This is a genomic window from Sharpea azabuensis DSM 18934 (assembly GCF_000702165.1).
In the GTDB taxonomy this organism is placed as follows: domain Bacteria; phylum Bacillota_I; class Bacilli_A; order Erysipelotrichales; family Coprobacillaceae; genus Sharpea; species Sharpea azabuensis.
The window spans coordinates 1-21,142 of record NZ_JNKU01000029.1 but is presented as its reverse complement, the minus strand read 5'-3'; the positions used below and the strand labels follow the sequence as shown (position 1 = coordinate 21,142).

General features: G+C 38.2%; 26 protein-coding genes. 24 read left to right on the top strand and 2 right to left on the bottom strand.

All coding sequences use genetic code 11. The features are described from left to right. The first annotated feature begins 182 nt into the window (after positions 1-182). The 11 genes from T529_RS0107170 (at position 183) to scpB (ending at position 10,960) form a co-directional block, all read left to right on the top strand. A complete protein-coding gene (locus T529_RS0107170; RefSeq protein WP_033162933.1) occupies positions 183-728 on the top strand; it encodes a DUF402 domain-containing protein in 546 nt (181 codons plus the stop codon). Then, positions 715-1,755, top strand: a complete 1,041-nt coding sequence (tsaE, locus tag T529_RS13760; RefSeq protein WP_420801845.1) for a tRNA (adenosine(37)-N6)-threonylcarbamoyltransferase complex ATPase subunit type 1 TsaE — start codon at positions 715-717, stop codon at positions 1,753-1,755. Before T529_RS0107170 ends, tsaE begins: the two co-directional genes overlap by 14 nt. Then, the gene (gene rimI / locus T529_RS13130; protein ID WP_033162932.1) at positions 1,746-2,180 is read left to right on the top strand and encodes a ribosomal protein S18-alanine N-acetyltransferase; all 435 of its coding nucleotides are present in this window, start codon (positions 1,746-1,748) and stop codon (positions 2,178-2,180) included. The genes tsaE and rimI overlap by 10 nt, the downstream gene beginning before the upstream one ends. Then, positions 2,181-3,185 (top strand): tRNA (adenosine(37)-N6)-threonylcarbamoyltransferase complex transferase subunit TsaD, encoded by a 1,005-nt coding sequence (gene tsaD, locus T529_RS0107150; RefSeq protein WP_033162931.1) that lies wholly within the window; start codon positions 2,181-2,183, stop codon positions 3,183-3,185. It abuts the gene before it with no gap. A 1-nt stretch (position 3,186) separates the two neighbouring features. Beyond that, positions 3,187-3,825: a redox-sensing transcriptional repressor Rex gene (locus tag T529_RS0107145; protein WP_033162930.1), complete on the top strand. Its 639-nt coding sequence runs from the start codon at positions 3,187-3,189 to the stop codon at positions 3,823-3,825. Positions 3,826-3,829: 4 nt separating this feature from the next. Beyond that, positions 3,830-5,221, top strand: a complete 1,392-nt coding sequence (asnS, locus tag T529_RS0107140) for an asparagine--tRNA ligase (RefSeq protein WP_033162929.1) — start codon at positions 3,830-3,832, stop codon at positions 5,219-5,221. A gap of 65 nt (positions 5,222-5,286) precedes the next feature. Next, a complete protein-coding gene (locus tag T529_RS0107135) occupies positions 5,287-6,738 on the top strand; it encodes a metallophosphoesterase family protein (RefSeq protein WP_033162928.1) in 1,452 nt (483 codons plus the stop codon). Then, the gene (locus T529_RS0107130; protein ID WP_051646903.1) at positions 6,725-8,110 is read left to right on the top strand and encodes an NAD(P)-dependent oxidoreductase; all 1,386 of its coding nucleotides are present in this window, start codon (positions 6,725-6,727) and stop codon (positions 8,108-8,110) included. The genes T529_RS0107135 and T529_RS0107130 overlap by 14 nt, the downstream gene beginning before the upstream one ends. Positions 8,111-8,185: 75 nt before the next feature. Beyond that, positions 8,186-9,538, top strand: coding sequence for a sodium-dependent transporter (locus T529_RS0107125; protein ID WP_033162927.1), 1,353 nt, complete (start codon positions 8,186-8,188; stop codon positions 9,536-9,538). A gap of 95 nt (positions 9,539-9,633) precedes the next feature. Next, a complete protein-coding gene (locus T529_RS0107120; RefSeq protein WP_033162926.1) occupies positions 9,634-10,371 on the top strand; it encodes a segregation/condensation protein A in 738 nt (245 codons plus the stop codon). Beyond that, entirely contained in the window at positions 10,361-10,960 is a 600-nt protein-coding gene (gene scpB, locus T529_RS0107115; RefSeq protein ID WP_033162925.1) for an SMC-Scp complex subunit ScpB, read from the top strand. Before T529_RS0107120 ends, scpB begins: the two co-directional genes overlap by 11 nt. A gap of 12 nt (positions 10,961-10,972) precedes the next feature. Here the strand turns inward: scpB and T529_RS0107110 are convergent, their stop codons facing one another. Continuing rightward, a complete protein-coding gene (locus T529_RS0107110; RefSeq protein ID WP_033162924.1) occupies positions 10,973-11,344 on the bottom strand; it encodes a hypothetical protein in 372 nt (123 codons plus the stop codon). A 98-nt stretch (positions 11,345-11,442) separates the two neighbouring features. Between T529_RS0107110 and T529_RS0107105 the strand changes: the two genes are divergently transcribed. The 3 genes from T529_RS0107105 to T529_RS0107095 are packed head-to-tail and all read left to right on the top strand — an operon-like array spanning position 11,443 to position 13,621. Beyond that, positions 11,443-11,988, top strand: coding sequence for a DUF5662 family protein (locus T529_RS0107105; RefSeq protein ID WP_033162923.1), 546 nt, complete (start codon positions 11,443-11,445; stop codon positions 11,986-11,988). Beyond that, positions 11,985-12,830 carry a patatin-like phospholipase family protein gene (locus tag T529_RS0107100; protein WP_033162922.1) on the top strand — a complete coding sequence of 282 codons (846 nt, stop codon included), beginning with the start codon at positions 11,985-11,987 and terminating at the stop codon, positions 12,828-12,830. Before T529_RS0107105 ends, T529_RS0107100 begins: the two co-directional genes overlap by 4 nt. After that, positions 12,830-13,621: a pseudouridine synthase gene (locus T529_RS0107095; protein WP_081823087.1), complete on the top strand. Its 792-nt coding sequence runs from the start codon at positions 12,830-12,832 to the stop codon at positions 13,619-13,621. The genes T529_RS0107100 and T529_RS0107095 overlap by 1 nt, the downstream gene beginning before the upstream one ends. A gap of 21 nt (positions 13,622-13,642) precedes the next feature. On the opposite strand, the gene T529_RS0107090 is transcribed toward T529_RS0107095, so the two are convergent. Beyond that, positions 13,643-13,825 carry a ferredoxin gene (locus T529_RS0107090; RefSeq protein ID WP_033162921.1) on the bottom strand — a complete coding sequence of 61 codons (183 nt, stop codon included), beginning with the start codon at positions 13,823-13,825 and terminating at the stop codon, positions 13,643-13,645. 158 nt (positions 13,826-13,983) lie between these two features. Between T529_RS0107090 and T529_RS0107085 the strand changes: the two genes are divergently transcribed. From T529_RS0107085 to T529_RS0107040, 10 genes are all read left to right on the top strand, one after another. Beyond that, on the top strand, positions 13,984-14,721 hold the full coding sequence (locus tag T529_RS0107085; RefSeq protein WP_033162920.1) for a hypothetical protein: 738 nt from the start codon (positions 13,984-13,986) through the stop codon (positions 14,719-14,721). A gap of 12 nt (positions 14,722-14,733) precedes the next feature. Beyond that, complete coding sequence (gene cmk, locus T529_RS0107080; protein ID WP_033162919.1) at positions 14,734-15,399, top strand: (d)CMP kinase; 666 nt, start codon at positions 14,734-14,736, stop codon at positions 15,397-15,399. Between the two features lie 12 nt (positions 15,400-15,411). Then, positions 15,412-16,719, top strand: coding sequence for a ribosome biogenesis GTPase Der (der, locus tag T529_RS0107075; protein ID WP_033162918.1), 1,308 nt, complete (start codon positions 15,412-15,414; stop codon positions 16,717-16,719). 3 nt (positions 16,720-16,722) lie between these two features. Beyond that, the gene (locus T529_RS0107070) at positions 16,723-17,736 is read left to right on the top strand and encodes an NAD(P)H-dependent glycerol-3-phosphate dehydrogenase (RefSeq protein WP_033162917.1); all 1,014 of its coding nucleotides are present in this window, start codon (positions 16,723-16,725) and stop codon (positions 17,734-17,736) included. A gap of 200 nt (positions 17,737-17,936) precedes the next feature. Beyond that, on the top strand, positions 17,937-18,209 hold the full coding sequence (locus T529_RS0107065; RefSeq protein ID WP_033162916.1) for an HU family DNA-binding protein: 273 nt from the start codon (positions 17,937-17,939) through the stop codon (positions 18,207-18,209). 79 nt (positions 18,210-18,288) lie between these two features. Then, the gene (locus T529_RS0107060; RefSeq protein ID WP_033162915.1) at positions 18,289-19,005 is read left to right on the top strand and encodes a zinc metallopeptidase; all 717 of its coding nucleotides are present in this window, start codon (positions 18,289-18,291) and stop codon (positions 19,003-19,005) included. A gap of 67 nt (positions 19,006-19,072) precedes the next feature. Continuing rightward, a complete protein-coding gene (locus T529_RS0107055; protein ID WP_051646902.1) occupies positions 19,073-19,573 on the top strand; it encodes a hypothetical protein in 501 nt (166 codons plus the stop codon). 8 nt (positions 19,574-19,581) lie between these two features. Further along, entirely contained in the window at positions 19,582-20,172 is a 591-nt protein-coding gene (locus T529_RS0107050) for a DnaD domain-containing protein (RefSeq protein WP_033162914.1), read from the top strand. Further along, positions 20,169-20,804, top strand: coding sequence for an endonuclease III (nth, locus tag T529_RS0107045; RefSeq protein ID WP_033162913.1), 636 nt, complete (start codon positions 20,169-20,171; stop codon positions 20,802-20,804). Before T529_RS0107050 ends, nth begins: the two co-directional genes overlap by 4 nt. Positions 20,805-20,954: 150 nt before the next feature. Further along, positions 20,955-21,142 (top strand): hypothetical protein (locus T529_RS0107040; protein WP_033162912.1); only part of this gene is annotated, 188 nt, incomplete at its 3' end.

The window sequence follows — 21,142 nt, the reverse complement described above, 5'->3', positions numbered from 1 at the left end:
TCATGCTTTTGAATGCGAGGCTTGGTTTAATAATGTTTTAAGATTGCCTCGTGAAAATATTATAGCTTATTCTCTTTTTAAGTCTAGGGTATTGTCTTTTCGTGCTTGAACATGTCATTTTTAGAGGTTAGCAGTTTTCAAGGCTTGTGAAAACGTGTATAATGACCACGGTGAGGTGTACAATGAGTGATTCTTTAGTAGGTAAAGAGCTTCTCATTCACTGTTACAAGCACGATGGAAAGCCCCATCGTACATGGGATAAATGTGTTGTTTTGGAAGAAACAAAACGTCATTTTATTGTCATTAATGATCATACCCTGGTCACAGAAAGCAATGGTCGTAAATGGATGACGAGGGAACCGGCAATCTGTTATTTTCCTAAGGATCGCTGGTATAATGTTATCTGTATGATTAGAAAAACAGGTGTATATTATTATGTCAATATTGCATCGCCAACGCTCTATGATGGTGAGGCATTGAAATATATTGATTATGATTTAGATTTAAAAGTCTATCCTGATTATCGTTATAAAGTTCTCGATGAGGGTGAATATGCTGCTCATCGTAAGCTTTATGGCTATAGTGATGACTTGGATCGCATTTTCCACCAACAGCTGGATATTTTAATTGAAGAAGCTCGTAATATGACTGGAGCCTTCAGGCCTGATTTCGCATTGAAATGGTATGAGGCATACAGAAATGGAGTACATAAAAATGATGAAATTTGAAAATGAAGCGGCAATGATTGCCTTTGGCAAAAAGCTCGGGCAAGCATTACAGCCCAATATGATTATTACGCTTAATGGTGAACTTGGCGCCGGCAAGACGACACTGACGAAGGGAATTGGTGCAGGCCTTGGGGTAAAGCGCGTCATTAATTCACCAACTTTTACAATTCTTAAATCCTATGAGGGACGTTTGACGCTTAATCATTTTGATGCCTATCGTCTTGAAGGCCAGGATGATGATCTAGGATTTGAAGAAATCTTTGATGATGGTGGTGTCTGTGTGATTGAATGGCCTGAATTCATCAGTGATATCATTCCAAAAGAACATCTAGATATCACTATTTATAAGAATGAAGATAATACTCGTTCACTAGAACTCAAGCCAACGGGTAAGAAATATGAGGATTTAGTAAACGCTATGAAGATGACATTGGTAATGGATACATCCAATCAATATTTAGGTATTGGATTATATCGTGGTGATGAAAAACTAGAAGCCATTCTCGTTAATGAATCTAAGCGTCAGTCAGAATATGCCATTCCGAAACTTCAGGAAATACTCGAGCATCAAAATGTAAGCCTGATGGACATTGATGAAATGGTTATCACAAAAGGTCCTGGCAGCTATACAGGTGTTCGTGTTGCAATGACAATTGCGAAAACACTCGCTGTGATTGCCCCAGTAAAAATTAAGGTTGTTAGTTCTCTAGCAGCCTATGCTGGAAATAGTAAGGCGATAAGTATTATTGATGCAAGAAGTCATAAATTATTTGTCGGGGTATTTGATCAGGGCAAGAATATTGTTGAAGATCAGTTGATGAGTATTGATGAGTTTGATCACTTAAGAAAGCGTTATCCTGATTATAAGATTGTTGGTGATGGGGAACTTGTTGGGGTAGAAAGTGATAACAGTCAGTTAGTTGATAATATCTTTGCCCTTTCTAAAAAGGAAGAACCAGTTGAACAACCAGATTTACTTGTTCCTCAATATATTAAAGAGGTTGAGGCTAAAAAAGCATGTTATTAAGAGCGATGAGATTAAGTGATCTTGATAACATCATGCCCTTAGAACATCAGCTCTTTTCTTCACCTTGGAGTAAGGACGATTACATATATGAACTCTTCTCTAATCCTTATGCCAAATATTATGTCTTAGAAGACGACAAGATTGTTGGATATGTGGGTATCTGGATTACATATGAGACGGCCCAGATTACTACAATAGGTATCGCCAAAGAAAGACAGGGCGAAGGATTAAGCAAGTTATTAATGAATAAGGTCATCGAAGAAACAAAGGATTGTGAAGCGATTACTCTTGAGGTACGTGTCTCAAACGTAAAAGCCATCAAGCTTTATGAATCCTATGGCTTTAAAAAAGAAGCTATTCGAAAAGACTATTATCTCGATAATCATGAAGATGCATATCTCATGATGAAAGAAAGGAAGATTTAAGTGAGTACAATCTTAGCGATTGAATCAAGTTGTGATGAAATGAGCGTTGCGATATTACGCAATGAAAAAGAACTGCTCGCCAATGTTGTGGCGTCACAAATTGATATTCATAAACAATATGGTGGTGTTGTCCCAGAAATTGCCTCACGTAAACATGTTGAATGTGTCTCAGCTGTTTTGCGTGAAGCATTACGTCAAGCCAACATTACACCACAAGACATTGATGCCATTGCAGTGACAAAGGGTCCAGGACTTGTTGGGTCATTGCATGTGGGCATGCAGGAAGCCAAGACTTTAGCCCTTGCGCTTAATGTCCCTCTTATTGGCGTTCATCATATTGCTGGACATATCTATGCCAATAATCTAGAAAATACCATCCATTATCCAGCTTTGGCTTTAGTTGTTTCAGGTGGACATACGGAACTTGTTTATATGCGTGATGAATTCCAGTTTGAAGTAATTGGTACGACATTTGATGATGCCATTGGTGAAGCCTATGATAAGGTTGGACGAGTTCTCCATTTACCTTATCCAGGTGGTCCAGTGCTAGATAAAATGGCGCATGAGGGAGAAGTGACTTATGACTTGCCTCGTCCTTTAGATGATGGCAGCTATAATTTCTCTTTCTCTGGCTTAAAGAGTGCGGTGATTAATTTAAAGCATAATGCTGATCAGCGTCATGAGCAAATTAGAGGAAATGACTTGGCAGCAAGTTTCCAGGAAGTTGCCATGGATACGATTAGCTCAAAAGCCATCAAGGCAGCGAGAGATTTAGGCGTGAAAGAAATTATTGTCGCCGGCGGTGTTTCTGCCAACAAGGGCCTAAGAGAAAAAATGGCAAATAGTGAAATTCCAGCAATCTTCCCACCTATGAAATACTGTACGGATAATGCAGCAATGATTGCGGCTGCTGGTAGCGTGATGTATCGTCACAAAGTGTTTAGTTCACTTGATATTTCTGTTAAACCGGATTTTGATCTGGAAAATGAAAGTGCAGGTAAATAATATGGCAGAAAAGAAAAAAATCTCAAGAGCGACAATGGCGCGTTTTCCTATTTATTTAAAAGCCTTACGAGCAATGGGACACATTGGTAAGGATAATTTCTTAAGCAGTGAACTTGCGGAAGTGACACATATCCAGGATACGACAATCCGTCGTGATTTTGGTTTTTTGCCTCAGAAAGAGACTCTTGGAAAAAGAGGCTATGGGTATGATACCAATCATATGATTGAAGCATTAAGCGAAATGCTTGGTCTTGGACTTGATGAATCGATCATTCTTATTGGTGTTGGTAATCTCGGCAGTGCCATCTTAAAATATAATCGTTGGAAATATACGGTTGGAAAGATTGTCTGTGCCTATGATGCCAATCCTGATAAGGTCGGTAGTGTCTATGGCATTGATATTTATAATATTGATGATTTAGAGACATCTTTCCCAGATAAATGTAAGATTGCGATATTATGTATTTCTGATGATGTTCAGGAGACTGTTAATCGCTTAGTGAAATTAGGTGTTAAGGGAATTGTCGATTTTACACATAATCACTTTGTTGTACCTAAGGGTGTCGAAGTACAGTCTGTTGATGTTGTTGTCGCAATTCAGGAATTAGAATTAAAAATGAAAGCGAATGAAGAGGAGTAATGATATGTTTGAATTCATGACTATTAGAGAATTATATGAATTATGCCTGAGTGGAGATCAGGTCGAGCAGGATAGCTTAGAATATGTAGAGCTTGAAGGCTGGGTGAGAACGAATCGTCCAAGTGGTAAGATTGGCTTTATTGCCTTAAATGACGGGACATATTTTAGAAATGCTCAGGTTGTTTATTCTGATAATCTCAAGAATTTTGATGAAGCCAAACATATTTCTACAGGCAGTGCTATTCATGTGTTAGGCAAATTGAAATATACACCTGAAGCTAAGCAGCCTTTTGAAATTGAAGCAACAGAAATCGAAGTAGAAGGTGCCTGTGATGAAGATTATCCATTACAGAAAAAGAGACATTCCTTTGAATACTTACGTGAAATCCCTCATTTAAGAGTAAGAGGTAATACTTTCTTTGCCATCTTCAGATTAAGATCAGTTCTGTCCATGGCCATCCATGAATTCTTCCAGTCTCAGGGCTTTGTCTATGTTCATACACCAATCATCACTGGTAATGATGGTGAGGGTGCTGGGGAAATGTTTAGAGCAACAACAATCGATGATACTGATTTTGAAAAAGATTTCTTTGGTAAAGAAGCTTTCTTAACTGTAACTGGTCAGCTTCATGTAGAAGCTTTTGCAATGGCTTTTAGAGATGTCTATACATTTGGTCCAGCTTTCAGAGCAGAAAATTCCAATACAACAAGACATGCTTCAGAATTCTGGATGGTTGAACCTGAAATTGCCTTTGCGGATTTAGCTGATGATATGGACTTGATGGAAGATATGATCAAGTACTGCATCCAGTATGTCTTAGATAATGCGCCTGAAGAAATGCAATTCTTCAACCAGTTTATCGATAAAGACTGCATTAACCGCATCACAAAAGTGAGAGATTCTCATTTTGCCCGCATGACATATACGGAAGCCATCAACATTCTTGAAGAAGCTATCAAGAACGGTCACAAATTCGAAAACAAGGTTTACTGGGGTGTTGATCTCAATAGTGAACATGAACGTTATATCTGTGAAGAAATCGTTAAAGGTCCAGTATTCTTAACAGACTATCCAAAAGATATTAAAGCATTCTATATGCGTCTTAACGATGATGGCAAGACAGTGGCTGCTGCAGACTTGTTGGTGCCTGGAGTTGGTGAACTTTGTGGTGGCTCACAGCGTGAAGAACGTTATGATGTCTTAGAAAAGATCATGGATGAAAAAGGCATGACTAAGGACACATTACAATGGTATATGGATTTAAGAAGATTTGGTGGCTGTAAGCATGCTGGCTTTGGCTTAGGCTTCGATCGCTTCTTAATGTATCTCACAGGTATGGAAAATATCAGAGATGTAGAACCATTCCCAAGAACACCAAGAAATTTAAAATTCTAGAAAAAGGAGCACTGCTCCTTTTTTTCATGCATGAAAAATTGTAGAATACTAGAGAGGTGTTAATCATGTTGGATTATGCATTTGCGAATCTTTTTTATAATATAGTTTATTCTGATAATACAGTCTATGAACGTGACCTTAAAATGGAATATCAGGATTTTATTGATTTCAAGAACTGGCTTCATGTCCATGATATTGCTATTCCTATTCTTGATAAAATGAATGAAACAATGTTTGTCTATTTCAAGCAGGCCAAGACAACAAAACAGATGGAGCATCTGTTGCATTTGGATTTCTCTACAGCCTTTAATGACATCAAGAAACAATATGCCCATAAAACGCATGTCGTTTTTATTCCTGGAACACATAAAAGCTGGCCGGACTTTACTTTAAGAAGGAAGGATGTTGTCTTTATCCAGCTTAAAGATTCTTTCGAGCCTGCAGATATCTTAACCTGTGATCCTTGTGATCAGATGACAAGCTTAGCGCTTTATATTGATGAATGTCCAGGAGCTTATATTTTTACAAGTGATCAGGAACGCTTTTTCCCGATGCGCACTGCCGATGATATTGAAAAGCTTAATGAATTGTTGGAAAGTGATGATCTATTTGATTATGATCCGGGACCATATAGTTACTACATCCATCTTTCTGACCTCCATTTAGGCTCTAGCCATAAATTCCAGGCCCTTGAAGCGTTGTATGAATCACTGAACAAGCTTTATCCACATTTAAAAAGTCATCATGAACTGAAGTTCTTAATTTCAGGCGACTTAATGAATACGCCCAGTGAAAAGAATATGTATCAGGCGAATGATTTCATGAATGTCTTGAAAAAGCATTATCGTGCCAAGGTATCCTTTGTATTAGGCAATCATGATATGATCACAATTGGATTATCGATGGCGACAAGGGGCAAGGGGAAGGCTATCGCCTACCTGCTTGGCGAAAAGATTCAGGTCTTTGAAGATGATAAGTTGATTGTCTTGAAAATTGATAGTAATATGAGTGGTAACTTTGCGCGTGGAGCCATTGGGGCAAGACAGATGGCGGAGATTGAATACGAACTATCAGCTATTGATCATTTAGAAGACTATACGATCGTTGCAATGCTTCACCATCATGTCTATCCGGTTGTGAAAAGTGACTTCTTAAAGCGTAAATGGAATGAGCACTTTATTATTGGTAAGTTGATGGATTTGTCAAAGGCTTTAACTGATGCAAAGAGCTTTACGACATGGCTCAAAGATATGCATATACGCTATGTTGTTCATGGTCATAAGCATGTCCCATTCTTCATGCAGAAAAATGGCACTTACATTGTCTCGGCAGGTAGTGCTACGGGCAGTCTGAAAGAAAGTGAAAGCAAATATTTAAGCTATAATGTCTTGAAATATAATTATCAGACCCAATCCTTTACCAACTGCTGTATCATCTATCGTGACAAGAAGAATGCCCAGCGCTTAAAGATTGAAACTTACCTATTTGACAAGGAGAATGAAAATGAAATTGGTTGATGAAATGAAAGATGAGAAATTAGGTGTTGCGATTCTCTATAACTTTACAAAGGGATATCAGGATCCTGTACCTATGGAGAGCTACAACATCGTTATTCCTTTAATCTTTAATGATACATTCACAAAAGAAATCTTAAAACATGCGACACTAGAAGAAGTGATCAAGGCATGTCTGAAAGAAGATCCTGAGTTTGGTGTCAAAATCAAAAAAGCACTTGTCGATGACAATGACATTACGACAAAGAGTCAGGGCATTGGTGTGATTTCAGGCTTATTATCATTTGAATTGGTTAATAAAGAAATGTGTGGCTTTGCGAATGAGGCCAATGTCCTTGATTTTAAGGAATGCCGTATTCTAGGCAAGCTGATGCGTGGCAAGAGTGTTGATGATGTTCTTTCCATGATGGTGACAAGAGATATCAAGATTGTCATTTTACAAGCTTCCAGTGTTGGGAAAGATATTGACTTAGGCTTCTTCAATGCTCTTGGAGATGTGACATTCTATGAGAATGCAAGTGATGATGAAGTCATTGCATTATGTCAAGATGCAACAATCATTGCGACAAACAAAAACAAGATTACTGCCAAGGTCATGGATGCTTGTCCAAAGCTGAAATTCATTGCCGAAATGGCAACTGGCTACAACAATATTGATATTGAGGCGGCAAGTACACGAGGCATAAAGGTGGCTAATGTTGCCAATTATTCAACGTCGGCTGTAGCCCAGCATACTCTTGCCCTCGCTCTTGAGATGCTTCAGCATACTCATGAATATGACAGCTATGTCAAAAGCAAGGCTTATGGCGAAAGCGGACGCTTCTCATATTTTGAATATCCTATTCATGAACTCGCTGGTATGACCTGGGGGATTGTTGGCTTAGGAGCGATTGGTCACCAGGTTGCGAAAGTTGTTAGTGCGCTTGGCTGTAAGGTCATCTACTATTCAGCAAGTGGCCATCAGCAGGATTGTCCATATGAGATGGTAGATTTTGGCAAGCTTTTAGAACGTTCCGATATCATCTCCATTCATGCCCCACTTAATGATAAGACTTATCATTTATTTAAGGGTGGTGTCTTTAAGGTCATGAAGAAATCTGCTTATCTGATTAATGTGGGCAGAGGTCCGATTATTGATGAAATCAGTTTAGTAGAAGCTTTGAAAAACCATGAAATTCAAAAGGCAGCTCTTGATGTCTTTGAAGATGAGCCATTAGCTGTTGATTCACCTCTTTATGAAGTCAAAGATCAGCTGCTCTTATCACCACATGTTGCCTGGGCAAGTGTTGAAGCTCGACAACGTCTTGTTGAGGAAGTCTATCAGAATATCGAAGAATTTCTTAATGGGCGCCAGCGCAACATTGTCAATCATTAGACGTCTTAAGACGTCTTTTTCCTTATGGTAAGTAAAAGGAAGCTGTGTTAGAATGATTGACATAATGGAGGAATTATGAAAAGAGAAAGTTTTAATTCAAGACTTGGCTTCATTCTCGTCAGTGCCGGATGTGCAATTGGAATTGGCAATGTCTGGAAGTTTCCTTATCTTGTTGGACAAAATGGTGGAGGGCTCTTTGTGCTCATCTATCTTGTCTTTTTAGCCTTGATTGGCGTGCCTATTCTTTCAATGGAATTGGCCATCGGCAGAGCAAGTCGTAAAAGTGTTGTACAAGCCTATAAGAAACTAGAACCTGCTAAAAGTCAATGGCATTTACATGGCTGGATAGCGAATATCGGCTGTATACTTTTGATGATGTACTATACAACAGTATCAGGCTGGATGCTTGATTATGCCTTTAGATTTTTAACTGGTCAATTTAGACATGTCACATTGATGAGTGCTGATGGTGTTTTTGCCCAGCTGCTTAGCAATCCTGCTGAAATGATGGTAGCCATGATTGTTACTGTCATCGGGGGATTTATTGTATGTTCATTTGGCTTACAGAAAGGCCTGGAGAAAATTACGAAAGTGATGATGAGCTGTTTGCTTGGTTTAATTGTCTTACTGGCGATTCATTCACTATTTTTAAAGGGCGGCATGGCTGGCCTCAAGTTCTATTTGATGCCTAGTTTCAAGAATATAATGATGACGGGAGGCTTGAGACGTGTTGTCCTGTCAGCAATGAGTCAGGCCTTTTTCACTTTATCGGTTGGTATTGGGGCAATGGAAATCTTTGGCAGCTATATGAGTAAAGAGGAAAGCTTGCTTCAGGAATCGATAACGATTGCTTCACTTGATACTTTTGTCGCTATTGTCAGCGGACTGATTATTTTCCCAGCTTGTTTTGCCTTTGGCGTTGCTCCTGATCAGGGGCCATCATTGATTTTTGTAACCTTACCTAAGGTCTTTATCAGTATGCCATTGGGTCGCTTATGGGGGACATTATTCTTTGTCTTTATGACCTTTGCGTCTTTTTCAACAGTTATGGCAGTTTTTGAGAATTTGATTGCTAGTGCCATGGATAACTTCCATTGGTCAAGAAAGAAAGCCACAATCATCTTTGCAATTGTCATTCTTGTCCTCTCAACACCTTGTACGCTTGGCTACAATCTGCTTTCTAATATTACTGTGGCCAACAAGAACATCTTGGAAATAGAAGACTTTATTGTCAGCAATATCTTATTGCCACTTGGTTCATTGGTATTCCTGTTGTTCTGTGTAACGAAGTATGGCTGGAAGGCTGAAAACTACATGGCTGAAGCAAATCTTGGAAAGGGGATTAAGGTTAAAAGCTGGATGATACCTTACTTCCGTTATGTCTTACCAATTCTTATTATCATTGTACTAGTACAGGGATTATTCTAAATGAAGCGGTTTTATGACCGCTTTTTCACTTGAACAAGCATTTACAATTCAGTCTATTTCGTGTAGAGTAGAAATGTTGAAAGGAAGCGGGATATATGGAATATGAAGTGACAACTGAACAGTTTTCAGGTCCTTTGGACTTATTGTTGCATCTGATACGTGAACATAACATGGATCTGATGGATCTTGATGTGGCAGCTATTTGCGACCAGTATCTCGCCTATATCCAGACAATGAATCCGGCACTTTTAGAAGCTGTTTCTGAGTATTTAGTGATGGCTGCCTGGCTGATTGAAATGAAAAGCAAGCTCTTGCTTCCAAGCGAAAAGATTGAGGACGAGGAAGACGACTATGAAGCACAGCGTCAGCTCATGATCAAGCGCTTGTTAGAAAAGAATCAGATCAATGAAATACTCGATGAGCTTGAAGAAAACTATGAAGAACGCAACCAGATGTTTAGCCGCTTGCCAGCAACATTTGATGAATATGTCCAAGATGTCGAAAATGCCTTACCGGATAATCTTGAAGTTTATGATCTTATTGGGGCCATGCAGAATGTCTTACAGCGTCAGATTCTTGCCAAGCCGCTAGAAAGTCGGATTGCTCGTGTTGAGATATCGATTGATGATCGTACGAGTCAGATAGAAGACTTCTTCGCGAGTCATCGTGGGGAAGTGATTGATTTTGAAGATTTATTTGAGGGTGGCGATAAGTATTTTGCGATTGTCACGTTCTTAAGTGTCCTTGTACTTGTCAAGCATGATCAGCTAGAGATTATGCAGGAATCTAATTTTGAGAAAATCTATCTTAGAGGTAAATATAATGGATCATAATGAATATCTCTCGATTATTGAAGGCATGATATTCTTAGCTGGTGATGAGGGTGTTACTATTAAGGATGTCATGGGTGTATTGAATGTTTCCAAGAAAGAAGCTGTCAGCATGCTTGATGAGCTGATGGCACATTATAGTCTTAAAGTCATCAAGGGCTTCGATATTGCCAATTTTGGTGGCCTTTACAAGATGGTCACTTTACCCGCCCATGAGAAATATTATCGCAAGATGGTTGAAACAAATGCTAGCAGAATTTCCAAAAGTGCTTTAGAGACTTTGGCAATCATTGCTTACTATCAGCCAATTACCCGTGTTCATGTTGAGGAAATCAGGGGTGTGGGATGTGAAAGCATGATACGTAAGCTGCTTGCGAAAGCATTGATCAAAGAAGTAGGGCGTGAAGAAACACCGGGCAGACCGATTCTCTATGGTGTCACTGATCAATTCCTGAATGCCTTTAATCTTACTTCTCTTGATGAATTGCCTGAATTGAAGGAAGTCAATAGTTCACTTGAGGAAGAAGATCTCTTTGATACAAAATATATCGAAGGAAGAGATGAAGATATGAAAAAAGCTGGAACTTCTTAGAGTTACCAGCTTTTATTGTGATTTAGCTTCTGTGCGTGTCAGCACTTCTAAACGTTCTTTTAAGCTTTGAATGCGTAATTTGATTTGTTTTTGGGTAATCTTTGTTGCTGTTTCAGCAATAAAGATGCTTGCAAGCATGATAATTAATGTACCAAAGAACATAATATACATGAAATATAATTGTTCTGTAGCAAGATATAAAGCTGCACTGATACCAATCAGGATGCCGGCAACCTTTAAAGACTTTTTCCCTAAGAAGTAGGAATACAAGTCCCCACGAATAACTTTAGAGAAATCTTCTAGTGAATGAATGATTTCCTTGATTTCTTGTTGGTCAAGGTTCTGTTCGTTGATATTGCTTTGAATTTTTATTTTAAAGGGCATAATTCCACCTCCATGCCATGATTATAGCACCCTTATCAAAAAATAAAAGCAATTTACACATCCCCTTATCTAAGCTATACTACAAAAAGGTGATAGATATGAATGCAATAAAACATTTCCAGACAATTACAAAGCATAAAATACTCGTAGGTAAGCTTTGTTTTAAGCTTCATTTATATAAACAAGGATTATGTCATGACCTTTCCAAATACTCCTATACGGAATTTAAGACAGGAATTCTTTATTACCAAGGAACTTCCTCACCAAATGGGGCAGAACGAAAGCTTAAAGGTTATTCTGAAGCCTGGCTGCATCATAAAGGACGCAATAAGCATCATTGGGAATACTGGGTCGATTTCACAAGAAATGGTACAACGGCAGCTAAGATGCCTTATCGCTATGTTCTTGAAATGTTTTGTGACCGTATTGCCGCAAGCATGGTCTATCGTGGTGAAGACTATGATGATAGCTATCCTCTTACTTACTATGATTCGGGCAAACATTCCTATATTATGCATAAAGAAACAAGAGCTTTATTGGAATACTTATTGCATGAACTCAAAGATCGTGGCTTAGAAAAGACTTTTGCCTTGATCAATACAAAGAAAGGCTATGATGATTATCATTTGGAGGACTATTTATGAGAGCGATTATTGATGTTGGTGGTGGCTTAAGAGGAATATATGGAGCTGGTGTGCTTGATTATTGCATTGATCATCATTTAGAATTTGATGAATGCATTGGCGTATCCGCTGGCTCTGCCAATATGGCAAGCTATATTGCCAAACAGAAAGGCAGAAACTATCCCTTCTATCTTGATTATTCATTTCGTAAAAGCTATATGAGTTTAGAGAATATCTTTAAGAAAAAAAGCTATCTTGATTTACGTTATGTCTATGAGGCACTCAGTAATGAGGGTGGGGAGAATCCTTTAGATTATGATGCCTTTATAGCTAGCAATAAGAAATTTATCGCTGTTGGCTATGATGCTGATCATGCACAACCACACTATTTTACAAAAGAAGATATGGGGAGAAATCAGTATCAGGTGCTTGAAGCATCTTGTTGTTTACCAGTTGTATGTCAGAGTGTTGAAATAGATGGCATTCATTATTATGATGGTGGGCTAGCAGACCCAGTACCGGTACAAAAAGCTCTTGATGATGGCTGTGATGAAGTGGTTCTTATTTTAACGCGTCCACTTGAAAAAAGAGAAAACAATAAGCAGGATATCATGACTGCAAAGATCTTAAGCAAATTTGATGAATTAGCTGCCAAGAATCTCTTAAAAAGAGCTGACCGCTATAATCAAGGTGTTGAGATTGTCAAAGAATTAGAAAAACAAGGCAAGGGCTTGATTGTCGCACCTGATACTATTGGTGATATGTCAACCTTGACAAAAGATAAAGAAAAGCTATATTTACTCTATATAAAAGGGTATACTGACGGTGAAAAGATCAAAAAATTCTTAGAAAGGAATTCATAATGGAAAGATTACAAAAAGTGATTGCAGCTAGTGGCTATACGTCAAGACGTAAGGCTGAAGAGCTGATCAAACAGGGCAAGGTGGCTGTCAATGGTATTGTCGTAACAGAACTTGGCACAAAGGTTTCTAAAAAAGATACGATTACAGTTAATGGCCAGGCTATTAAAAAAGAAGAACATGAATACTATCTCTTTTATAAACCAAAGCAGGTTATTACTTCAATGCATGATGAGAAGGGCAGAAAGACCGTTGCTGATTATTTTACTGATGTTGATAAGCGTGTCTATCCTGTAGGACGTCTCGACTGGGATACGACAGGGGCATTGATTATGACAAATGATGGAGAGTTCGCAAATTTAATGATGCATCCATCATCTCATTTACCAAAGATTTATTATGCTTCTCTTGATGGGATTCTTTTGCAGAGAGAAAAGCGTGAACTTGAGAAAGGCATCTATCTTGATGGCGTAAAGACATTGCCATGTGAAATTGTCATTCGTGGTGTTGATGAAGAACATAAGACAACGATGATCGCGATACGTTTAATTGAAGGCAAGAATCGTCAGATCAAGAAAATGTTTGAAGCAGTTGGCCATCCAGTCAAACGTCTGCATCGTTTAGCTATTGGTGATATTGAAGTCACAGGCTTAGCACCAGGAGAATATCGTCCACTCAAGATTAAGGAAGTAAGAGTATTACGTGCTAAGGCTCTTGAAAATAAACAAAAGCAGGCGAAAGCAAAAAAACAGAACAAAAAGAAATATCAGGCAAAGAAAAAGATCTCCGCATAGGGAGATCTTTTCATTATCATATTATAATTCGATAGCTTCTACTGGGCAGCCTTCTGCAGCTTCCTTAACAGCGTCCATTAAATCTTCAGGGATATCTTCACCCATGATGTTTTCTACTTTGCCTTCATCATTGAAGTCAAATACATCAGGACATACTGCATTACAAGCACCACAACCAATACAATTTTCATTAACTTTAACCATAGTTAAGTTCCTCCTTTATATTACACAAGCTTATTATAAACCATCAAATCTCTTTTTGAAAGTGCTTTTTTCTACCATTACTAATAATGCCCATGAAATGAAAGCTATTTCCTTAAAAACTTTCTTATGGTATAATCTTTTAAGCGAGGGTGATGTATATGGCGAATGAAACACGTATGAATAAATATAAAGAATTTAGAGATTCTTTTAAAGATGATGAACAACCTATCAAGCAGGTAGTTGATGATAGTGTGGGGGAAGATGATTTTTTGTCTTTTTTACCTCATAATAATGAGAAAGACGATCTTCATCCTCTAAGCTATGATACTTTAGAAGAAGATGATATTGTTTTAAGTGCGATTAATGAAGCCAAGATTAATGTTGGAAAAGACAGATATAATACAAGAGCAGAAATCTTAAACAAGATTCGCAATGAAGAATCACAAAGTAAGGAAGATGTACAAGATTTGTCGGATGAACCTACAAAGATCTTCCATCTTGATGAATTAAAACAAGAAGAGAAAAAAGAAGTCAGTGATGATCAGGAAATTGATTATAGTGAGACATCACTTGATCAGGATAATGCCGTTGTACGACCATTCTCTTTAGGTGATCCAAGTGAGAAACAAGAGCCTCAGGAAGAAGTAAAACTGACAAAAAAGGAACTAAAAGCTTTAAAGAAAGCAGAAAAGAAAAAGGCTCAAGAGTTAAAGAAACAGGAAGAAAAAGCTCAGAAAGCCAAGAAGAAAGAAGAAAAAACACAAAAAGAAAAGCCAGAAAATGAAAAAAAAGAGCCAAATCGCTTTGTTTCTGGATTATTAAATGTTATTATCTTCGTATTGATTTTAATATTCCTGGCTATATGTTGGTTATATATACAGCAATTTCTTATTTAAGGAAGGTTGAAGATGAAGAGAATTTCTATCGCAATAGACGGACCAGCCGCTGCTGGCAAGTCAACAATTGCTAAAATGGTTGCAAGAAACCTGAATTATACTTATATCGATACAGGAGCAATGTATCGCTGTGTCGCTTACTCAGCATTTATTCATGGCATCAGCTATGAAGATGAAGCAGGCGTTGTCGGGCTGCTAAAGGACTTAAAGATAAAGCTTTTACCAGACGGCTCGATTCGCTTAAATGGCGAAGATGTTTCTTCTGCTATCAGGGCTAATGAAGTTTCGATGGGAGCTAGTATTGTTTCCCAGTATGCGAAGGTACGTAGTTTCCTCGTTGCCCAGCAAAGAGAAATGGCAAAGGGCGGCGGTGTGATTCTTGATGGCCGTGATATCGGAACAGTTGTATTACCTGATGCGGAATTAAAGATTTATCAGGTGGCATCAGTAGAAACACGTGCAAAGAGACGTTATAAGGAAAATATCGAAAAGGGTATTGAATGCGATTATGAAGAGATGAAAGCTGAAATAGAAGCACGTGATAAGCAGGATATGAATCGTGAAGTTTCTCCTTTAAAGAAGGCGGATGATGCGATTGAATTAGATACATCCAATATGAGCTTAGAAGAAGTTGTTGCTCATGTTATGGATTTAGTTGAAAAGAAATTAGAAGAATAGAGAGGTGTTATCATGAGTGAAGGCGTTGTCGCAATTGTCGGCCGTGCAAATGTCGGGAAGTCTACAATATTTAATAGAATTGTCGGAGAGCGTGTTTCCATTGTTGAAGATACGCCTGGTGTGACACGTGACCGTATATACGCTCATGGTTCCTGGCTGACAAGAGACTTTCGTATTATTGATACAGGTGGTATTGAACTCGAAAAGAGCGATATGACAGCTTCAATTAAAATGCAGGCAGAGATTGCTATTGAAGAAGCAGATGTCATTGTCTTTGTTGTAAATGGACGTGAAGGTGTTACGCCTGAAGATAGTATGGTTGCCCGCATTCTACAGAAGTCCAAGAAACCTGTTATTCTTGCCGTCAACAAGATTGATGACAATAAATACAAGGATAATATCTATGATTTTTATGCCCTAGGTATTGGTGATCCAATTCCTGTTTCAGGTGTTCATGGTATTGGTATTGGTGATGTACTTGATGAAGTTATTCGCTTATTGCCTAATAAAGATACAATCAATGATCCAGAAACCATTCGTTTTTCCATCATTGGTCGTCCAAATGTAGGTAAGAGTTCATTAACGAATGCCATCCTTGGGGAAGACCGTGTTATTGTCAGCAATATTGAAGGCACAACAAGAGATGCCATTGATACAAGCTTTACAAAAGATGGCCAGAAATATACTGTTGTTGATACAGCAGGCATGCGTAAGCGTGGGAAGATCTATGAAAATGTGGAAAAATATTCTGTCATGCGTGCGATGAGTGCGATTGATGATTCGGATATCATTTTAGTTGTCATTGATGGTGAACGTGGCATTCTTGAACAGGATAAACATATTGCCGGTTATGCACATGAATCAGGTAAGGGCGTTGTACTTGTTGTGAATAAGTGGGATGCCATTGAAAAAGACAGCAAGACGATGCAGGCTTTTAATAAGAAGATTCGTGAAAACTTCAAGTATCTAGATTATGCTAAGATTGCCTATGTCTCTGCGCTTAAGAAACAGCGTATTGATACAATCTTTGATTTAATCAATGAAGCTTATGAATCACAGCATAAACGTATTCCAACAAATCTCTTCAATGATGTTATTGTGGATGCACAGCTGATGAATCCTACAAGCAATTTCCAAGGTGGCCGTCTGAAAATCTATTATGGTTCCCAGGTCGCAATTACGCCACCAACATTCGTTCTATTCGTCAATGATCCTAAATTCCTGCACTTCTCTTATAAGCGTTATCTTGAAAACAAGCTACGTGAAGCGTTTGGATTTGATGGCTCACCAGTTCATATCATTTGTAGAAAGAGGGAATAGTGAATGAAAGCAGCAATTTTAGGTACAGGTAGCTGGGCGACTGGTCTAGCCCGTGTTCTTAATGATAATGGTGTCGAAGTATTAATGTATGGTGTTGATGATCGTGAAATCGATGATATCAATATCCGTCATTGTAACTATAAGTATTTTAAGAATGTCAAGCTTGAAGAAAATATACGTGCGACAAAGAACTTAGCTGATGTTATTGATGGAGCATCTTATATCATCATTACTGTTCCAACTCAGTTTGTTCGCTCAGTACTTGAACAAGTCAAGCCATTACTAAAGACAAAAGTCACAATCATTAATGCCGCAAAGGGCTTTGACATGAATACGAATATGCGTATTTCTGATACTATTCGTTCAGTCTTCACAAATAGTGAAATCAATCCGGTTGTTTCCCTTATTGGACCTTCACATGCCGAAGAAGTCGTGATTCGCATGTTGACGGCAGTATGTGCTGTCAGTCTTGATGAAAAAACAGCTCAGGATGTTCAAAAGCTCTTCTCCAATGACTATTTACGCGTCTATACATTAACTGATGAAATTGGTGCAGAATATGGCGCAGCCTATAAGAATGTCATTGCCGTTGCATCAGGTATTCTGAAAGGCTTAGGTTATGGAGATAATTCACGTGCTGCCTTGATCACCCGTGGTCTTGTTGAAATGACACGCTATGGCATGCTTAAAGGCGGAAAGGCCGAAACATTCTTTGGCTTGACTGGCGTTGGTGATTTGATTGTCACTTGTTCAAGTGAACATTCACGTAACTTCCAGGCGGGTAAAGAAATTGGCTTGAGTGATAATGCTAGTGACTTTATGGCTGGCAACCAGAAGACAGTTGAAGGTATTCGTACATGTAAGGTTATTCATGATGATATCCTAAAGAACTATCCTGAGTTCGAAGCACCAATCACAAATTGTGTTTATGAAGTTCTTTATGAGAATGGTAAGCCTAGTGAAAAAGTCAAAGAACTTATGAATCGTACATTAAAATCAGAGTCAATCAAAGGGTAAGATCTTCTTACCCTTTTAAGTAATTTGATCAGGATTTTTAAGGAAAACTTTGGTAAATATGTAAGTGAAAAATAATTCTATAATAAGCATCTATGGAATAGGGAAAATAGTGCATTAATGCACTATTTTTTTGATTTTTTAAGTTGTTTTTGTGGAAGCATTTTGGTATACTACTAAATGTTTTCAAGGAGGCAATCACAATGAATAAAAAAGAACTGATTGATATCGTTTCTGAAAAACGCGACTTGACAAAAAAGGACGCAGAAATGCTTGTTGATACAGTATTTGATACAATGGTTGATACGATGCTAGAAGGCGAAAAAGTCCTCATTAGTGGATTTGGTACATTCAAAGTCAATAATCGTAAAGAGCGTAAAGGCGTATCACCTAAGACGAAGGAAACAATTGTCATTCCTGCAAGCCGCACAGTCACTTTTAAACCAAGTAACAGATTAAAAGATGCCATGAACTAGCATCTTTTTTTCATGTTCAAATATTATTCATAATTATTATGCTATAATACATACATATCTTGAAAGGAGAGTTAGGTATATGTATTTTTATCCATATTCACTCTATATGAATCCCTATTATTTGTTAGGGACTGTCTTTGTTGTTATTGCCGTTGTCATTGGCTTAATAGCTCAGGCACGCGTCAGTTCAGCTTTTAGAAAATACTCACATATTCATGCCCGTATTGGCAAGACTGGTGCGGATGTTGCTAGAGAAATCTTAGATGCCAATGGCATGGCTGATATGCCCGTTAATTTAACGCATGGGACGTTGACGGATAACTTCAATCCTGGCAATGGCTCAGTGAATTTATCCGATGATATTTATAACGGAACATCGCTTGCATCACTGGCCGTTGCTGCTCATGAATGCGGGCATGCCATTCAGTATCATACTGGCTATACACCAATTAAAGTGCGTAATCTCATTGCACCAGTATGTAATATTGGAAACTACCTAGGCTGGATTGCGATTGTGATTGGCTTAGCTCTTGGACGCACAAAGATTGCCTGGTTTGGATTTGTCTTAATGCTTGGTATTTTAGTCTTCCAGCTTGTAACGCTCCCCGTGGAGTTTGATGCTTCAAGACGTGGACTGGCAATCCTGGAATCACATTATTTGATGAGTGATGAAATAGGTGGGGCAAAGGCAATGCTGAAAGCGGCAGCCATGACATATATAGCTGCTACACTCCAGACGCTTGCTTCCATGCTTAGAATATTCTTGTTGATAGCTGGTAATTCTCGAGACGATTAAAAGAGGGCAACCTCTTTTTCTTTGTCTTAAAATGTATTATAATTCTACTGAAATAAAGGAGAAGAGAATGGACTTTACGAATGAAAAGAAGAAACAAAATAATGTTGGCCCTAATCTTGGCTTATTAGGGTTAGTTATATTACTTATTATTGTGGTGTTCTATGTCATATTTGTTCATTTACCTTATAATGATCATCAGCGTGAGTTAGATGCAATCCGTACTTCAATTATTGAAAAAGATAAGCTGAATTATGATGGCTATTTTAACGAATATAATCGCTCTAAGACATATTATATTATTACAGCTAAGATCAAGGGGAAGAAGACTTACTTAGCTTATAATACGAAAAAGAAGCTTGTCGATAAATATGACCATAGTCCAGTAAGCAAGAAGACAATTATTGCAGATGTTGAAAATCGAGCCAAAGAAAGTGTATCGACAAAGGATATTGAAATAGGCTATGAGGATGATGAATTTCGATATGTGGTTAAGTATCAGACTGATCAGGCCTTAAATTATTTCTACTATACACTTGATGGCAAGTTCGTCAAACAGTATCGTCTTTAGGTGAATGTATGAATAATATACTTATAGATTACAATTGTATAGACTTTCATAAACTGCTTTTCTTAAAAGGAAAACAGATTGGTCTTAGTGACCAGGAAAGCTATATTTTAAATATCATGCTTCTTCTTCATGAACAGGGCGTGAGTCTGTTGACACCACAGATGATTGCCAAGTATTGTACAAGTGATATGAAAGCTATCGATCAGGCCATGCTGAAGTTTGTCAATGAGCGCTATTTAGATCGTCATAATGGCATCCTGGATTTTAAGCCACTTTATCGTCGTCTTCTTGATGAGAAGGTGGAAGAGGTTAAGGAAGTTAACTTGATTGAACGTTTTGAGGATGCATTTGGGCGTCCGCTTTCCCAAACAGAAATTGAAATCATTAATAGCTTTAAGCGTGATGGCTATGATGACCAGATGATTGTTGATGCGCTATTAGAAGCAGTGAGAAGCAATGTGCTTAACTTTAGATATATTGAGAAGATTCTTTCTAACTGGGCGCGCTATGGCAAGAAAATGCGTAATAAGCCAACTGAAAATACAACGCGTGAAGCCTTTAGTGATGAAGTCAAGAATTTGGAGTGGTGGAAAGTATGAAAAAAGAAAAAGTAGAACGTGTTCTGAAGACATTTGATGAGATGTTTCCTGATGCACGTTGTGAGCTTAATCATTCAAATCCCTTGGAATTGCTTATTGCGACAATGCTTTCAGCCCAAACGACTGACGCTTCTGTCAATAAAGTCACACCGGCACTGTTTGAACGCTATCACACCGCCTATGATTATGCTCATGCAAATCAACAAGAACTAGAAAGCTATATCCGCAAGATTGGCCTTTATCGCAATAAAGCCAAGAATATCATTCTTATGTGCAAAGCGCTTGAAGCACGCTTTGATGGTGAAGTGCCAGCTGATTTCGATGAGCTTGTTAGCTTGCCAGGGGTAGGACGTAAAACGGCAAATGTAGAAATGGCTGAAGCCTTTCATGTGCCAGCTCTCGCTGTTGATACACATTGTGCCCGTATTGCTAGAAGGCTAGGATTTGCATTTAAGAAGGATGATGTTGATACGATTGAGCGTAAGCTAAAGAAACAAATACCACAGGATCGCTGGATTAAGACCCATCATCAAATGATTTTCTTTGGGCGCTATCATTGTAAGGCCCAATTACCTCATTGCTATGAATGTCCCTTAGTGGATATCTGCAAAGAAACAAGGTATATTAAATAATCGTGGGGTCACAGTAGCCCTTTAAATAATTGTGGGGTCATTTAGATATGAGGCAATAAAATATCGTGGGGTCATGAACTTATGTTTCATGATCCTTTTAAATTATGCATAATAATGAAGTCCGTCTCTTAGATGAAGGGGAATGAAATTATGGACAATAAAGAATTATGCTATATGCTGGATCTTGATCCAGATACAGTTGAGGATGTGAATATCACCAGAAAAGACGAGAAATATGTCTTCAGTATAGTCATGAAGAGACAAACATATGAATGTCCTGAGTGTCACTCAAGTCATGTGAACATAAAGGCAAATAAATCCAAAAAGCTTGTAGGTGC

Excerpts from the sequence above, each read along its gene's own strand:
- T529_RS0107170 (WP_033162933.1), top strand. The coding sequence starts at position 183 with ATGAGTGATTCTTTAGTAGGTAAAGAGCTTCTCATTCACTGTTACAAG.
- tsaE (WP_420801845.1), top strand. The coding sequence starts at position 715 with ATGATGAAATTTGAAAATGAAGCGGCAATGATTGCCTTTGGCAAAAAG.
- rimI (WP_033162932.1), top strand. The coding sequence starts at position 1,746 with ATGTTATTAAGAGCGATGAGATTAAGTGATCTTGATAACATCATGCCC.
- T529_RS0107145 (WP_033162930.1), top strand. The coding sequence starts at position 3,187 with ATGGCAGAAAAGAAAAAAATCTCAAGAGCGACAATGGCGCGTTTTCCT.
- asnS (WP_033162929.1), top strand. The coding sequence starts at position 3,830 with ATGTTTGAATTCATGACTATTAGAGAATTATATGAATTATGCCTGAGT.
- T529_RS0107135 (WP_033162928.1), top strand. The coding sequence starts at position 5,287 with ATGTTGGATTATGCATTTGCGAATCTTTTTTATAATATAGTTTATTCT.
- T529_RS0107130 (WP_051646903.1), top strand. The coding sequence starts at position 6,725 with ATGAAATTGGTTGATGAAATGAAAGATGAGAAATTAGGTGTTGCGATT.
- T529_RS0107125 (WP_033162927.1), top strand. The coding sequence starts at position 8,186 with ATGAAAAGAGAAAGTTTTAATTCAAGACTTGGCTTCATTCTCGTCAGT.
- T529_RS0107120 (WP_033162926.1), top strand. The coding sequence starts at position 9,634 with ATGGAATATGAAGTGACAACTGAACAGTTTTCAGGTCCTTTGGACTTA.
- scpB (WP_033162925.1), top strand. The coding sequence starts at position 10,361 with ATGGATCATAATGAATATCTCTCGATTATTGAAGGCATGATATTCTTA.
- T529_RS0107110 (WP_033162924.1), bottom strand. The coding sequence starts at position 11,344 with ATGCCCTTTAAAATAAAAATTCAAAGCAATATCAACGAACAGAACCTT.
- T529_RS0107105 (WP_033162923.1), top strand. The coding sequence starts at position 11,443 with ATGAATGCAATAAAACATTTCCAGACAATTACAAAGCATAAAATACTC.
- T529_RS0107100 (WP_033162922.1), top strand. The coding sequence starts at position 11,985 with ATGAGAGCGATTATTGATGTTGGTGGTGGCTTAAGAGGAATATATGGA.
- T529_RS0107095 (WP_081823087.1), top strand. The coding sequence starts at position 12,830 with ATGGAAAGATTACAAAAAGTGATTGCAGCTAGTGGCTATACGTCAAGA.
- T529_RS0107090 (WP_033162921.1), bottom strand. The coding sequence starts at position 13,825 with ATGGTTAAAGTTAATGAAAATTGTATTGGTTGTGGTGCTTGTAATGCA.
- T529_RS0107085 (WP_033162920.1), top strand. The coding sequence starts at position 13,984 with ATGGCGAATGAAACACGTATGAATAAATATAAAGAATTTAGAGATTCT.
- cmk (WP_033162919.1), top strand. The coding sequence starts at position 14,734 with ATGAAGAGAATTTCTATCGCAATAGACGGACCAGCCGCTGCTGGCAAG.
- der (WP_033162918.1), top strand. The coding sequence starts at position 15,412 with ATGAGTGAAGGCGTTGTCGCAATTGTCGGCCGTGCAAATGTCGGGAAG.
- T529_RS0107070 (WP_033162917.1), top strand. The coding sequence starts at position 16,723 with ATGAAAGCAGCAATTTTAGGTACAGGTAGCTGGGCGACTGGTCTAGCC.
- T529_RS0107065 (WP_033162916.1), top strand. The coding sequence starts at position 17,937 with ATGAATAAAAAAGAACTGATTGATATCGTTTCTGAAAAACGCGACTTG.
- T529_RS0107060 (WP_033162915.1), top strand. The coding sequence starts at position 18,289 with ATGTATTTTTATCCATATTCACTCTATATGAATCCCTATTATTTGTTA.
- T529_RS0107055 (WP_051646902.1), top strand. The coding sequence starts at position 19,073 with ATGGACTTTACGAATGAAAAGAAGAAACAAAATAATGTTGGCCCTAAT.
- T529_RS0107050 (WP_033162914.1), top strand. The coding sequence starts at position 19,582 with ATGAATAATATACTTATAGATTACAATTGTATAGACTTTCATAAACTG.
- nth (WP_033162913.1), top strand. The coding sequence starts at position 20,169 with ATGAAAAAAGAAAAAGTAGAACGTGTTCTGAAGACATTTGATGAGATG.